Origin of the sequence: Paenibacillus assamensis DSM 18201 (assembly GCF_000422445.1) — a bacterium.
Lineage (GTDB): Bacteria > Bacillota > Bacilli > Paenibacillales > Paenibacillaceae > Paenibacillus_B > Paenibacillus_B assamensis.
The window spans coordinates 201004-215878 of the sequence record NZ_KE383837.1 but is presented as its reverse complement, the minus strand read 5'-3'; the positions used below and the strand labels follow the sequence as shown (position 1 = coordinate 215878).

11 protein-coding genes are annotated in these 14875 nt (G+C 44.9%); all 11 read left to right on the top strand.

What is annotated here, in order from left to right; genetic code table 11:
• The first annotated feature begins 94 nt into the window (after window positions 1-94).
• Window positions 95-1543, top strand: coding sequence for a proline--tRNA ligase (gene proS, locus H580_RS0115240; protein ID WP_028595541.1), 1449 nt, complete (start codon window positions 95-97; stop codon window positions 1541-1543).
• A gap of 124 nt (window positions 1544-1667) precedes the next feature.
• A complete protein-coding gene (locus H580_RS0115235; protein ID WP_028595540.1) occupies window positions 1668-5981 on the top strand; it encodes a PolC-type DNA polymerase III in 4314 nt (1437 codons plus the stop codon).
• A 223-nt stretch (window positions 5982-6204) separates the two neighbouring features.
• Entirely contained in the window at window positions 6205-6666 is a 462-nt protein-coding gene (gene rimP, locus H580_RS0115230; protein WP_028595539.1) for a ribosome maturation factor RimP, read from the top strand.
• A 76-nt stretch (window positions 6667-6742) separates the two neighbouring features.
• Complete coding sequence (gene nusA / locus H580_RS24440) at window positions 6743-7933, top strand: transcription termination factor NusA (protein WP_084509274.1); 1191 nt, start codon at window positions 6743-6745, stop codon at window positions 7931-7933.
• A 50-nt stretch (window positions 7934-7983) separates the two neighbouring features.
• On the top strand, window positions 7984-8295 hold the full coding sequence (gene rnpM / locus H580_RS0115220; RefSeq protein ID WP_028595538.1) for an RNase P modulator RnpM: 312 nt from the start codon (window positions 7984-7986) through the stop codon (window positions 8293-8295).
• Window positions 8285-8629, top strand: coding sequence for a L7Ae/L30e/S12e/Gadd45 family ribosomal protein (locus H580_RS0115215; RefSeq protein ID WP_028595537.1), 345 nt, complete (start codon window positions 8285-8287; stop codon window positions 8627-8629). Before rnpM ends, H580_RS0115215 begins: the two co-directional genes overlap by 11 nt.
• Window positions 8604-11345, top strand: coding sequence for a translation initiation factor IF-2 (gene infB, locus H580_RS0115210; protein ID WP_028595536.1), 2742 nt, complete (start codon window positions 8604-8606; stop codon window positions 11343-11345). The genes H580_RS0115215 and infB overlap by 26 nt, the downstream gene beginning before the upstream one ends.
• A 46-nt stretch (window positions 11346-11391) precedes the next feature.
• On the top strand, window positions 11392-11754 hold the full coding sequence (rbfA, locus tag H580_RS0115205; protein ID WP_028595535.1) for a 30S ribosome-binding factor RbfA: 363 nt from the start codon (window positions 11392-11394) through the stop codon (window positions 11752-11754).
• Window positions 11744-12826 (top strand): DHH family phosphoesterase, encoded by a 1083-nt coding sequence (locus H580_RS0115200; protein WP_084509272.1) that lies wholly within the window; start codon window positions 11744-11746, stop codon window positions 12824-12826. Before rbfA ends, H580_RS0115200 begins: the two co-directional genes overlap by 11 nt.
• A complete protein-coding gene (gene truB, locus H580_RS0115195) occupies window positions 12823-13743 on the top strand; it encodes a tRNA pseudouridine(55) synthase TruB (RefSeq protein ID WP_028595533.1) in 921 nt (306 codons plus the stop codon). Before H580_RS0115200 ends, truB begins: the two co-directional genes overlap by 4 nt.
• A gap of 151 nt (window positions 13744-13894) precedes the next feature.
• The gene (locus tag H580_RS0115190) at window positions 13895-14833 is read left to right on the top strand and encodes a bifunctional riboflavin kinase/FAD synthetase (RefSeq protein ID WP_028595532.1); all 939 of its coding nucleotides are present in this window, start codon (window positions 13895-13897) and stop codon (window positions 14831-14833) included.
• Window positions 14834-14875 lie beyond the last annotated feature (42 nt).

Sequence of the window (14875 nt, the reverse complement as noted above, 5' to 3'; positions counted from 1 at the left end):
GGACTACATCGGTTTACTAAATCATTATTTATTTTCCGATCATAGTACATGATGTACCTCGCTAATGCACAGATTCAGGAGGAACTTATCCGTTATGTCTAAGGAGAAGCAGTTCGTATCGGAAATTACACCACAGCAAGAAGATTTCTCTCGCTGGTATATTGATGTTATTAAAAAAGCAGAGCTGATGGACTACTCCCCAGTTCGCGGTTGTATCGTATTTCGTCCAGATGGATTCGAGATTTGGGAACATATTCGTGAGGAATTGGATCGTCGTTTTAAGGAGACAGGTCACCGCAACGCTTACTTCCCGATGTTCATTCCTGAGAGCTTCTTCCAAAAAGAGAAGGAGCACGTAGAAGGGTTTAATCCAGAGCTGCCATGGGTTACGGAAGCAGGCGGAGAGAAGCTTGAAGAGCGTCTTGCCATTCGTCCTACATCTGAAACGATGATTGGTCATATGTACTCCAAGTGGATTCAATCTTATCGTGATCTACCAGTACTTATTAACCAATGGGCGAATGTTGTTCGTTGGGAGAAGCGCACATTGCCGTTCCTTCGTACAAGTGAATTTTTGTGGCAAGAAGGCCATACGGCACATGAAACGGAAGAAGAAGCGCGTCATGAGACGATGCAAATGCTTCAAATTTATAAAGAATTTGTTGAAGACTACTTGGCGATTCCCGTAATCGTTGGTCAGAAAACACCTTCTGAGAAATTCGCGGGTGCAGTAGATACGTATTCGATTGAAGCGATGATGAAGGACGGACGTGCTGTACAAGCAGGTACTTCTCATTACTTGGGAACAAACTTTGCTGTCGCATTTGATATTCAATACCTTGGCCGTGAAAATACGATGGAATACGTGCACACTACATCTTGGGGCGTAAGTACACGACTTATTGGCTCTATGATTATGGTGCATGGTGATGATCGTGGATTGGTATTGCCTCCTAAGGTTGCACCAACACAAGTGGTTATTATTCCAATCGGTCCAGCGAAGTTGCGTGATCAAGTAGTAAGTCGTGCAGATGAGTTGTTTGCTGAGTTGAAGTCAGCAGGGGTTCGTGTTCGTATGGACGATCGTTCCGACGTGTCACCTGGTTGGAAGTTCAATGAATACGAAATGCGTGGTGTTCCGGTTCGTCTTGAAATTGGCCCTCGTGATATGGAAAATGGTGTATGTGTACTCGTTTCCCGTGTTACAGGTGAGAAGCGAATCGTTGAGCAATCGAAGCTGACGGAAGAAGTGCAGAAGATGTTGAATGACGTTCATGGTGAAATGTTCAATCGTGCACTAGAGTTCCGTCAAGAGAACTTCTATTCTGTGAATACAATTGATGAAATGAAAGCTTCCATGGAAGAGAAACGTGGCTTCACATTGGCTGGATGGTGTGGTTCTGACGCTTGTGAGAATCAAGTCAAGGAAGAAACAGGTGCTACTAGCCGTAACATTCCATTTACAGTAGATGAGCATAAGTCTTCCTGTCTAGTTTGTGGAGAGAAGGCTAAACATACCGTTGTATTTGCACGCGCATATTAATTACAATACTAATAGTTGATAAAGATGAAATGGCTTTCGATGCGGGAGCATCCCTCGGCAATCCGAATGATGACTCCTAGCGAAAGCCATTTCTGTTCTATAGATTAGACAGGAGGTGGACTTCATGACGGATCGTAGACAACGTTTTGAGCTGCTAATGAAGCAAGCCGAACTGCCGCCCGAACTTATCCAAACCTTTTTTCAAGATGGACATATAGATCGTGTAGAAACTAGCCGTTCGAATCGGGAATGGACGATCCACATCGAAAAGTCAACGGTCGTACCACCAGAAGCGTACCGAACATTTTGTTTGAAAATCCAAGATAAAATGTCTCATATCGCGAAGATAAGAATCATTTTTCACTATGAAGAAGTGGTTTCTTATCAAGAAGTGGTTGAATCCTATTGGCAGCTATTCATGGAGTGGGTGAAGCGTGAGGTTGCTTCTGTGAACGGATGGCTGCACAGGGCGCATATCGAAGTTGAGTCTGATCTTCTTCGGATATTATTAGCCGAAGAAACTTCATTGGAATTGGCTAAGAAGAAGCAAATTGATGAATACGTCAAGCGCTTCTACGATACGTATTTCTCACGCCAATTGCGTGTACAGCTTCAGATTGGACAGCAGGATAAAGAAGTGGTCCAAGAATTCCAAGCGAAGCTGGTTGAAGAAGAACGGAAAGCTGTTCAGCGTATGATGGAAGAAGCTGCATTGGAGTCTGTCGATCAAGCAGCTGAACCAGGGGTTGTGCCTGATCGTCTGCAATTCGGCTATGAAGTGAAAGATCAACCAATGCCCATCATGGACGTACAAGATGAAGAGAAGCGTGTCACCCTTCAAGGTATGGTATTCGGTTTGGAAACGAAGGAACTGCGGAATGGTAATACGTTATTTACCTACAATGTAACTGACTTTTCAGATTCCATGCTCATCAAGATGTTTGCTAAGTCAAAAGAAGATGTACTTAAGCTCAGTCTTTTATCTAACGGAAAATGGGTTAAAGTTCGTGGTCGCGTCGAGTATGACCGTTTTATGATGACACCAGAGCTTGTTATGCTGGCGTCTGATTTGCAAGAAGTAACTGCTCCTCCAGAACGTCAAGATAACGCAGAGGAGAAGCGGGTAGAATTCCATTTGCACACAACGATGAGTACGATGGATGCTGTTACTTCGATAGATAGCTATGTGAAGCAAGCTGCTAAGTGGGGACACAAAGCAATTGCTGTAACGGATCATGGCAATGTTCAATGTTATCCTGAAGCCGCTAAGGCTGCGAAAAAGCATGGTGTCAAAGTGATCTACGGTTTGGAAGCAAATGTGGTCAATGATAACACGGAAGTCGTAATGAATGCAGAGCCTCGCAGCTTAAAAGATGCAACCTATGTAGTGTTTGATATTGAGACAACGGGTCTTTCGGTATCGAATAACAAAATAATCGAGATCGCGGCAGTAAAAATGCAGGACGGTAAAGAAATCGATCGCTATGCTTCCTTCGTTAATCCGCATGAACGTATTCCATACAACATCCAGCAATTGACGAATATTACGGATGATATGGTGCAGGACGCTCCTGAAGTGGATGAAGTCCTGAAGCAATTCGTGGCGTTTGTGGAGGACGACATCCTTGTCGCTCATAATGCTCGATTTGATATGGGCTTTGTACAGCATAATTTGAAACAGCTAGGGATGGCTGAACTGTCTAATCCTGTATTGGATACACTTGAGTTAGCAAGATTGATTCACCCAACACTCAAAAATCATCGTCTCAATACGTTGGCAGACAAGTATAAAGTATCGCTTGAAAATCATCATCGTGCGATCGATGATACGATTGCATTGTCAGGTGTATTAGTCGGATTACTGCATGATGCGCATTCGATTCGCGGAATTGAGATGTTGGATCGTCTGAATGATTATGTTGGTCAAAATTTAAAAAATACACGTCCATTCCATTGCAGCATTTATGCATTGAACGACGTGGGTAGAAAAAATTTGTACAAGCTTGTTTCGTCATCACATACGGAGTACTTCCATCGTGTAGCATGTATTCCAAAGCGTAAACTTATTGAACATCGTGAAGGGCTGCTTATAATTTCTGGCTGCGAGAAAGGCGAGTTCTTTGAGGCTGTGCTGAACAAGTCCCGAGAAGAAGCTGAAGAAATTGCGCAATTTTACGATGTGCTGGAAATTCAACCACTCACAATGTACATGCATCTTGTAGATAAGGGGCTTGTAGGTGCGCCTTCTGATATTGAGCAGGCGATACGTAAAGTATGTGATATTGGAGATAAGTTCGGTAAGCCAGTTATAGCGACTGGTAACGTTCATTATTTGAATCCACGGGACAAAATGTTCCGTGATATTACGATCCATGGTATTACTGGCTTTAGTCCGCTCAAAGACCAAAAGAAACCGGACGCACACTTCCGTACGACGACAGAAATGCTGAAGGAATTTGAGTTCCTCGGTGCTGATGTGGCAAAGCGAGTTGTAATAACGAATCCGAATGAATTGGCAGATCGATTTGAAGCATTGAAGCTGTTCCCTGATGAGTTGTTTACGCCAATTATTGATGGTGCAGATGAAGAAATGCGCAATACTTGCTATGAGACAGCAAAAAGTATATATGGTGAGCCTGTACCGGAAATTGTCGTAGCACGACTTGAGAAGGAACTTGAACCGATTATTAAATTTGGTTTCTCCGCGAACTATTTGATCTCGGAGCGACTTGTAAAAAAATCAAATGCAGATGGTTACTTGGTTGGTTCCCGTGGTTCCGTAGGTTCATCAGTCGTTGCGACATTCCTGGGTATCTCTGAAGTTAACCCACTGCCACCACATTATGTATGCCCTAATGCCGAATGCAAGCATAGCGAATGGATTACAGATGGCAGCGTGCCAAGTGGCTTTGATTTGCCTGATAAGGAATGTCCGAACTGCAGCAGTCGTATGAAAGGTGAAGGACAGGATATTCCGTTCGAAACGTTCCTTGGATTTAAGGGAGATAAAGTTCCCGATATCGATTTGAACTTCTCTGGTGAATACCAACCAATTGCTCATAATTACACGAAAGAGCTGTTTGGTGAGAAAAGTGTATTCCGAGCAGGTACGATCGGTACGGTCGCAGAGAAAACGGCATTTGGTTTCGCGAAAAAATACGAAGAGGATTACCATAAAAAATGGCGCGGTGCAGAAGTAGCTCGGCTTGCATCGGGTTGTACGGGTGTAAAACGTAGTACAGGTCAGCATCCGGGCGGTATCGTTGTTGTGCCAGACTATATGGAAGTTGAAGATATTACACCTGTTCAATTTCCTGCAGATGATCAAAATGCGGAATGGAAGACTACGCATTTCGATTATCACGCTTTCGATGCCAACTTGCTGAAACTTGATATTCTTGGTCACGATGATCCGACCATGATGCGGATGCTGCAAGATTTGACTGGATTTGATCCGACCAAAATCCCGATGAATGACCCGAAAGTAATGAGCCTGTTCAACTCAACGAAAGCGCTTGGTGTTGAGCCTGATCAAATACGTACACCGGTTGCGACATATGGTATACCTGAGATGGGAACGCGATTCGTTCGCCAAATGCTTGTCGAATGTCAACCGAGTTCTTTTGCCGATTTGCTGCAAATATCAGGTTTATCCCATGGTACAGGGGTATGGCTAGGAAATGCTCAGGAACTTATTAAAAGCGGTATATGTACGATCAAGACCGTGATCGGTTGTCGTGATGAGATTATGCTGTTCCTTATCTACAAAGCGGGCATGGATGCAAGTCTAGCCTTTAAGATTACGGAGAATGTACGTAAAGGTAAGGGACTTTCGGAAGATTGGATTAACGAGATGAAGCGCTGCAATGTACCACAGTGGTATATTGATTCTTGTTTAAAAATCCAGTACATGTTCCCGAAAGCCCACGCGGCTGCCTATGTTATTTCAGCAGTGCGCTGTGCCTACTACAAGCTGTATCATCCGATCGAGTTCTACGCCACGTATTTCACGGTTCGTGCGGAAGACTTTGATATTGAGCTGCTTTGCCAAGGCTATGAGGCCATCAACCGTAAAATTGATGAAATCGAAGCGAAAGGCTTCCAAGCACTTCCGAAAGAGAAGAACATGCTTCCTGTTTTGGAAATGGCTTTGGAGATGACGGCTCGTGGTTTGAGCTTTAAGTCCCTTGATCTTTATCGATCAGATGCAACGATGTTCTTAGTGGATGGGGATTCGCTAATTCCACCATTCTCTGCGATGCAGGGTATCGGTGAGAACGCGGCACGCAACATTGCGGCTGCGCGTGAAGGTGATGAGTTCTTGTCCATCGAAGATTTTCAACAGCGGTCGAAAGCGTCAAAAACGATTATTGAGCTGTTAACACAGATGGGCTGCTTCCGCGGATTGCCTGAGACGAACCAGCTGTCGCTGTTCTGACACATTGCTTTTTCGTGATTGTTTATGCTATAATTCTTTTGGTAATCATGTGGATACAGCCGTTGAGAAGAGTGGGGAAACCCACTCTTTCATATTTACATCCGGTCTTTTTTTGATGATATGCCAATTTGTGTTAACAATTGGATAGGTATTGTGATGTGAATGAAACGGAGTTAACCATATATTTGAAAAAGACATACCTAGTGTAACGGAGGTACAAAGCTTGAGCACACCGAACATCAAATCGGTAGTAGAAAACATGTTGCAACCTTATTTGGATGAGCATCAGTTCGAGTTAGTTGACATTGAATATGTCAAAGAAGGAAGCAGTTGGTTCCTGCGAGTGTTTGTGGACAAGGATGGCGGGATCGATATTGAGGACTGCGGTCGCATTAGTGAATATTTGAGTCTGCAATTGGATGATAATGACCCAATTACAGATGCTTACTTCCTAGAAGTATCTTCTCCTGGCGCAGAACGTCCGTTGAAGAAGCCGAAGGACTATGAGAAGTCGATTGGCAAGCATGTCTTCGTGACTACATATGAGCCTGTTCAAGGCCTTAAAGAGTTTGAAGGTACGCTTGTATCCTATGATGGAGAAACAGTCGTCGTACGAGTTGGCAAGAAAGAATATGAATTGTCTACATCCAAAGTAGCCAGCGCTCGTTTGGCTATTGTGTTCTAAGATTAATATGTAATTTTCTTTACGTACATGAGTACATGATGAAGCCGTTTCGCGGCTGAAAGGGGGAGCTTACCGCATGAGTATTGATTTTATTGAAGCGTTGGCAGAGATTGAGCACGAAAAAGGAATTGCCAAAGAAATATTGATTGATGCGATTGAAGCTGCTTTGATCTCCAGCTACAAGCGCAATTTTAATGCAGCACAAAATGTTCGTGTGGATATTAATCGTACAACGGGTGTAATCAAAGTATATGCCCGTAAGACGGTCGTAGATGAGGTTATGGACCCTCGACACGAAATTTCGCTGCATGCATCCCGTGAAGTGAATCCGAACTACCAGATTGATGACGTCTGTGAGATTGAAGTGACCCCACGCGAGTTCGGTCGTATTGCAGCACAGACGGCTAAGCAAGTTGTAACACAGCGTATTCGTGAAGCAGAACGCGGACTCATTTATCATGCGTTCGTTGATCGTGCTGAAGATATCGTAACAGGTATCGTGCAGCGTCAAGATACGCGCAACGTATTTATTGATTTGGGCAAGGTGGAAGCTGTTCTTCCTCTGAACGAAATGATGCCGAACGAGAAGTTCAAACACGGTGATCGTGTTAAAGCATACATTACGAAAGTAGAGAACACTACAAAAGGTCCTCAAATTATTTTGTCCCGTACGCATCCAGGATTGCTCAAGCGTCTGTTTGAGTTAGAAGTTCCTGAAATCTTCGAAGGTGTGGTAGAGATTAAGTCTGTTGCGCGCGAAGCGGGTCAACGTTCTAAGATTGCGGTTTATTCCCGTAATCCAGAAGTAGACCCTGTAGGCTCCTGTGTTGGACCTAAAGGTACACGCGTACAAACGATCGTGAACGAACTTCGCGGTGAAAAAATCGATATCGTTCGCTGGTCTGAGGATGTAGAGGAGTACGTAGCGAACTCGCTTAGCCCTTCTAAGGTAGTAGAAGTTGATGTACGAGAAGTTGAGAAGATGGCACGTGTAATCGTCCCTGATTACCAATTGTCGCTTGCAATCGGCATCAAGGGTCAAAATGCTCGTCTTGCAGCTAAGCTAACAGGCTGGAAGATCGACATTAAGAGCGAGTCCCAAATTGGCGAAGTTATTGCTGCTGAGTTGGAAGCCGAAGATCTTGCGAATGAGCAAGAGCGTTTGGCTGCTGAACAAGGCTTCGAGCCAACGGAGTCGTTTGAACAAGAAGAAGCTCTAAATGAGAGCGATGAAGAGATTACAGAAACTCAGCAGACACAAGAGTAATTCTTGTAAACAAGTTCTCATTGTACGCTGAAGGGCAAGGGGGTTCAGTCATGAAACCGAGAAAAGTACCGCTGCGCAAATGCGTTGCTTGTCAGCAAATGATGCCCAAAAAGGAGCTTATCCGCGTTGTCAAGACTCCCCAAGATGAGGTTCAAATCGACTTGACAGGCAAGAAGTCAGGGCGGGGTGCTTACTTATGTGGAAAGCTAGCTTGCTTCAAGCTGGCACATAAGTCAAAAGCTCTTGACCGTGCGCTTAAGCAAGCGGTGCACGCTGATATATATCAACAATTGGCGCAGGATTTCATCCGCGTCGAAGATGATTTTCTCGCTAACAAGGAGCGAGATGAAAATGAAGAATAGAGTCCTGTCTCAACTTGGCTTGGCGCAACGTGCTGGCAAGCTAGTATCCGGAGACGACATTGTGTTTAAAGCAATACGAAATAGTCAGGCTCGATTAGTATTCGTTGCAGGTGATGCATCTGAGAACACAAAGAAAAAGTTCAAAGATAAATGCAGTACCTACAATGTTCCACTTGTTATTGGATTTACCCGAGATGAGCTTGGAGAAAGTATAGGTAAACTAGACCGAGTGATATTGGGGGTAACCGACAAGGGCTTCGCGAGCTTGATGCATAACGGGCTGATAACTATGTCGGAGGTGGAGTATATTGGTGAAACAAGGGAAGGACAATAAGGAAAAGTTAAGAGTTTACGAATATGCAAAATCAATCAACATGAGTAGTAAAGAAATTATTACGATTCTTAAACGACTTAATTATCCTGTAAACAATCATATGAGTGTAATGGAGACTGATGCTGTGGGTAAAGTAGAGCAACATTTCAAAGACGTAAAGGCAAATGCACAAGCTAAGAACGAAGGAACACCGGCTAAGCCACAAGGTGAAGCACAAGTAAGCCAATCTGCTGGAGCGGCTTCTGAGGCGCCACGTGGTGGCGAACAACAGCGCGAGCGCACTGGCGGACAGCGCAGTGAAGGTTCCCGTTCTCATGAAGGACGTCCAGCGCGTGATGGTCAACAAGGAGGACGCCCGTTCAATCGTGAAGGTGGCGACCGTCCTCGTGGCGACCGTCCACAAGGTCAAGGCCGTCCACAAGGCCAAGGTGGATATAACAGCGGTGGTCAAGGCCGTCCGCAAGGTCAAGGACGCCCGCAAGGCCAAGGTGGATATAACAGTGGTGGTCAAGGCCGTCCGCAAGGTCAAGGACGCCCGCAAGGCCAAGGTGGATATAACAGTGGTGGTCAAGGTCGTCCGCAAGGTCAAGGACGCCCGCAAGGCCAAGGTGGATATAACAGCGGTGGTCAAGGTCGTCCGCAAGGTGGAGGTCAAGGTGGTCAAGGCGGATTCCGTGGTGGCCAACAAGATCGTCGTCCGGGTGGTGCACCAGGCGGTAACCGTGGTCCAGCAGCACCTGCTCCAGCTCGTGCAACAGTGGATAAGCCGCAACCGGCTCGCATGAACCAAAATCCCAAAGGCAATCGTTTCAACGAGCAAGATGATCGTCGTGGCGGTGCTGGCAAGAAGACTCAAGGATTTAATCGCTTTGATGATAATCGCAATCGCGGTCCTAGAGGCAAAGGCAGAGGCAAAGGCCGTAATGATAAAAAGGTTGAAGTTCGCGAGAAGATCGATAACACACCTAAGAAAATTATTGTGCGCGGCACAATGACGGTTGGGGATCTAGCTAAACTTCTTCACAAGGATGCTTCTGAAGTAATTAAGAAGCTACTACTTATGGGCGTTATGGCGACGATTAACCAAGAGGTTGATTTGGATACAATCCAGCTTATCGCTGAAGAGTTCAAAGTTGAAGTTGAATTGAAACTTCCTGTACAGGAAGATCCGTTTGAAGAGCAAGAAGAAGCAGACGAGGAAGCGAAGCTTCAATCTCGTCCACCAGTTGTAACAATCATGGGTCACGTTGACCACGGTAAAACAACGCTTCTTGATGCGATCCGCAAAACAAATGTAACAGGCGGCGAGGCTGGCGGTATTACGCAGCATATCGGTGCTTATCAAGTAGAGATTAACAATAAGAAAATTACATTCCTTGATACGCCAGGTCACGAAGCGTTTACGCTTATGCGTGCACGTGGTGCACAAGTTACGGATATTACGATTATCGTTGTTGCAGCTGATGACGGTGTAATGCCTCAGACAGTAGAGGCAATTAGCCACGCGAAGGCTGCTGGCGTTCCAATTATCGTAGCGGTTAACAAAATTGATAAGCCAGCTGCTGACGTAGATCGCGTCAAAACAGAATTAATGGCATACGAGCTTGTAGCCGAAGAGTACGGTGGAGATACTATCTTCGTTAATGTATCTGCTAAACAACGTACTGGCCTAGAAGATTTGCTTGAGATGATTCTTCTTGTATCTGAAGTAAATGACTTCAAAGCTAACCCAGACAAATTGGCTCGCGGTACAGTTATCGAAGCAGAGCTTGACAAAGGTCGCGGTTCTGTAGCACGTATTCTTGTACAAAGCGGTACACTTAAAGTCGGTGATGCATTCGTTGCAGGCACATGCTTCGGACGCGTTCGTGCCATGGTTAATGACCGTGGTCGTCGACTCAAAGAAGCAGGTCCTTCCACGCCTGTAGAAATTACAGGTTTGACGGAAGTTCCACAGGCTGGCGATGTATTCATCGGATTCGAAGATGAGCGTAAAGCTCGTTCGATTGCAGAGAAGCGTTCCACTACACTTCGTGAGAGCCAATTGGGTGCAAACACGCGTGTTACGTTGGATGACTTGTTCAAGCATATCAAAGACGGTGAAATGAAAGAACTTAACGTGATTATTAAAGCTGACGTTCAAGGCTCTGTAGAGGCGCTTCGTGGTTCCTTGCAGAAGATTGAAGTTGAAGGCGTACGCGTTAAAATCATTCACTCCGGCGCAGGTGCGATTACAGAATCTGACATTATCTTGGCGACAGCATCTAATGCAATTGTCATCGGATTTAACGTCCGTCCTGACGCTCAAGCTCAATTGACTGCTGATCAAGAAAAAGTTGACGTGCGTATGCACCGCGTTATCTACACGATCGTTGAAGAAATTGAACAAGCGATGAAAGGTATGTTGGATCCTGAGTACAAAGAAGTTGTACTTGGTCATGCTGAAGTCCGCAACATGTTCAAGATTGGTAAAGTTGGTACAATTGCTGGTTGTATGGTTACTTCTGGTAAGATGGTTCGTAACGCAGAAGTGCGCGTCATTCGTGAAGGTATTGTTGTCTTCGAAGGCAAGTTGGACTCTTTGAAACGTTTCAAAGACGACGCGAAAGAAGTCGCACAAGGTTACGAATGTGGTATTATGTTCGATAAGTTCAATGACCTCAAAGAAGGCGACATTATCGAAAACTTCCAAATGGAAGCAGTTGAACGTAAGTAGGTATTAAATTAATTAAGCCCTCACAGAGAAAAAGAGGTGAAGTAAGATGGCAAAAGTTCGTACTGGTCGTGCGGGAGAGCAGATCAAGAAAGAATTGAGCATGCTTATCCAAACGGAGTTGAAAGATCCGCGTATTGGATTTCTAACAGTGACAGGTGTTGAAGTTACGAGTGACCTCTCGTTAGCTAAAGTATATTTGAGTGTACTTGGTGATGATGAGGCACGTGACAACTCACTTAAAGCATTGGAGAAGGCTAATGGATTCCTTCGTACTGAACTAGGCAAGCGAATTCGTTTCCGCCATACGCCTGAGCTTGTATTCAAGCTTGATTCTTCGATTGCATACGGCAGCAACATCGAGCGTCTCTTATCGGAGATTAAAGATGGAGATAAGCCTGATGAGCAATAAGGAAGCTGATTTCACTCAGGAACAATCACAAAATAACGGCAAAGTTCTGTCTTCTGCGAATAACCATTCGCAGGTAGATGGGGCTCTGCCGTCTTCCTATGCGCACGATCTTGATCGTGCGCTAACGTTTATTCAGGAACATGATCAATTTCTAGTCGTTGCACATGTAAATCCAGATGGAGATGCGATAAGTTCTACGGTCGCAATTGGGTGGTTGTTATCGCAATGGAATAAGTCATATACAATGGTCAACGCGAATGAAGTGCCGAATAAGCTGACGTTCTTGACTAGAGCAGATGAGATACAAATAGCGGAGGAAGGTCATCTGGATCAAACAGAACCATTTCAGGCGGTCATTTGTGTAGATTGTGCTGACTATGCAAGGATAGGTAGCATATCGAATTGGGTAGCGCCGAGTGCTAACATTTTGAATATCGATCATCATCCTACAAATGATCGTTATGGTGATGTTGCGCTTATTCGAGAAGACGCGGCAGCTACAGCAGAAATTTTATTTGATTTGTTCGTACGGGGCTCAGTTCCATTGTCAACTGAAATCGCAACCATTTTGTATACGGGGCTTTTGACCGATACAGGAGGCTTCCGCTATAGCAATACGACACCACATGTGATGGAAATTGCATCTAAGCTGCTTGCTTTCGGTGTGAAAGGGAACGTGATTGCTGAACGTTTGCTAGAAGCGATTTCGAAGCCGCAGATGGATTTGATTCAACGTGGTTTGAGCAGATTGAGCTATGCAGCCGATGAGCAAATTGCTTGGCTGTACATTACTCCAGAAGATATGCAGCAAACAGGTGCTTCTAACGAGGACCTGGAAGGATTAGTCAACTATCCGCGAAATATTGAAGGAGTAGAGGTTGGCTTGCTGTTTAAAGAAGTCGTGCCTGGAAGAGTCAAAGTGAGCATGCGTTCAGCAGGTGAGGTAAATGTAGCTGCGATTGCCCAAATATTCGATGGCGGCGGGCATGTTAAGGCTGCGGGGTGCACTGTGCATTTGCCGTTGGAAGAAGCAATTCAAGCAGTAGTAGAGCAGGTGAAACAAACGTTATGACACAATGGAACGGCGTGTTGTCGGTGTGGAAGCCAGAAGGATGGACTTCGCACGATGTAGTTGCAAAAGTACGAGGGATCTTAAAGGAGAAGCGTATTGGGCATACAGGTACGCTTGATCCGCAAGTAACAGGAGTTCTTCCGCTTTGTTTAGGCAGAGCAACGCGTATTGTAGAATATTTGCAAGAACAGCCAAAGCAATATGAAGCGGTCATTTGTTTTGGTAAAGCAACGGATACGGAAGATAGCACAGGTGAGATCACGGACACTGCTGATTGTTCTCATTTGACAGAATCTCAAATCCGTGAATCCATTCTTTCTTTTGTAGGTGAGATTGAGCAAACGCCTCCTATGTATTCTGCCGTTAAGGTGAATGGAAAGCGATTGTACGAGCTCGCTAGAGAAGGAAAGGTCGTTGAGCGTAAGTCGAGAAAAGCTACGATACATGATATTTCTATCCTTGAATGTCTAGGTGTTGGAACGAGTGAACCTACTGTTCGATTCCGTGTAACTTGTTCAAAAGGAACGTATATCCGTACGTTGTGTGTCGATATTGGGCGCTCGTTGCAAGTACCTTCTACGATGGGGAAGCTTGTACGTACATTATCTGCAGGACTTGAAGAGAAAGACAGCTTGACGATTGAACAAATTCAACATGCTGTGAGTGACGGTTCATTAGAAGAGCATTTGATTTCTATTGAAAAGGCTGTCTCCTTTATCCCTTCGATCCAAATCCAAAATGAGTATGCGTCTTATGCGACGCAAGGCAAGGGAATTCCTTTCCGCGCATGTTCGTTTACACCTTTGACGCAGCAGTTGTATCGATTGCATGATGAACAAGGAACGTTCTACGGATTATTTCAAGTTCCAGAAGGTCAGTTTGCATTACGGGCAGTAAAAGCATTTCTTCCATCCTAATAGGGTTGTAGTCTGCTAGTCATCAGATGTATAATGAGTACGGTTGGCTGATGTGTAACATAGCCCTTAATTGCTCGTATGCGTCCTGATGACGCTGAACTTGTGAATAGAGGAACAACCCCTAGAACTGGATGTAGGAGCTCGATGACATATGGAAACGATAGCTTTACAACATATATTGAATGATTCGGCTTGGCAGCTGCATTCACAGCCACAAGTTGTTGTGCTAGGGCACTTCGATGGACTTCATACCGGGCATATTCATGTAATAGAGCGTGGCCTTGCATATAGTCGAGAGCATAATATCCCACTTGGAGTTATGACGTTTCATCCTCATCCCAAATACGTATTTGGAAGACAAGGCTATGAACGATATTTAACTCCGCTTGCCGAGAAAGAGCGTCAGTTAGTGAAGCTTGGAGTCGATTTTATGTATGTCGTTAATTTCGATCTTGAGTTCGCACGTATTTCGCCTCAACAGTTTGTTGAAGCATTGTGCAAGCTGAAGGCTCAGCATGTCGTATGTGGATTTGACTATCGTTTTGGCTTCCAAGGTGTCGGTACAGCTGAATCGCTGCGTGAAATAGGAAAAGATTGTTTTTCTGTCGATATCGTTGAACCGTTTGATGATAAAGGACAAAAGGTGAGCAGTACCCGTATTCGCGCATGTCTAGATGATGGAGATATGGTTCAAGCCAATCACTTGCTTGGCCGTCCATATTCGATTACAGGTACGGTGGTGCACGGTGAAAAGCGGGGACGCACGATTGGATTTCCAACCGCTAACGTAGATCCGGCAGAGCCGTATTATATTCCGCGTTTAGGTGTGTATGCAGTACGTGTTCAAGTGCGTGGCGAAATGTATGATGGCGTGCTTAGCATAGGCTTGAAGCCTACTTTCCACAGTCATATACTAGCTCCGATTATTGAAGCTCATTTGTTTGACTTTGATGCGGATATTTATGATGAAACGTTGACCGTATCGCTGATTGCGTATTTGCGTTCAGAGAAGAAATTTAATGGTATACAGGAATTAATTGAGCAGATCACACGAGATGCTGAGGATGCACGTGCAGTGCTGCGAGGCTAATTGGCATGAAGCAGGTGCTCTGATTAGTGTCCTGAAATTGTT

Bases quoted from the DNA above. Each gene is read 5' to 3' on its own strand.
- proS (WP_028595541.1), top strand. From the start codon at position 95: ATGTCTAAGGAGAAGCAGTTCGTATCGGAAATTACACCACAGCAAGAA.
- H580_RS0115235 (WP_028595540.1), top strand. From the start codon at position 1,668: ATGACGGATCGTAGACAACGTTTTGAGCTGCTAATGAAGCAAGCCGAA.
- nusA (WP_084509274.1), top strand. From the start codon at position 6,743: ATGAGTATTGATTTTATTGAAGCGTTGGCAGAGATTGAGCACGAAAAA.
- rnpM (WP_028595538.1), top strand. From the start codon at position 7,984: ATGAAACCGAGAAAAGTACCGCTGCGCAAATGCGTTGCTTGTCAGCAA.
- H580_RS0115215 (WP_028595537.1), top strand. From the start codon at position 8,285: ATGAAGAATAGAGTCCTGTCTCAACTTGGCTTGGCGCAACGTGCTGGC.
- rbfA (WP_028595535.1), top strand. From the start codon at position 11,392: ATGGCAAAAGTTCGTACTGGTCGTGCGGGAGAGCAGATCAAGAAAGAA.
- H580_RS0115200 (WP_084509272.1), top strand. From the start codon at position 11,744: ATGAGCAATAAGGAAGCTGATTTCACTCAGGAACAATCACAAAATAAC.
- truB (WP_028595533.1), top strand. From the start codon at position 12,823: ATGACACAATGGAACGGCGTGTTGTCGGTGTGGAAGCCAGAAGGATGG.
- H580_RS0115190 (WP_028595532.1), top strand. From the start codon at position 13,895: ATGGAAACGATAGCTTTACAACATATATTGAATGATTCGGCTTGGCAG.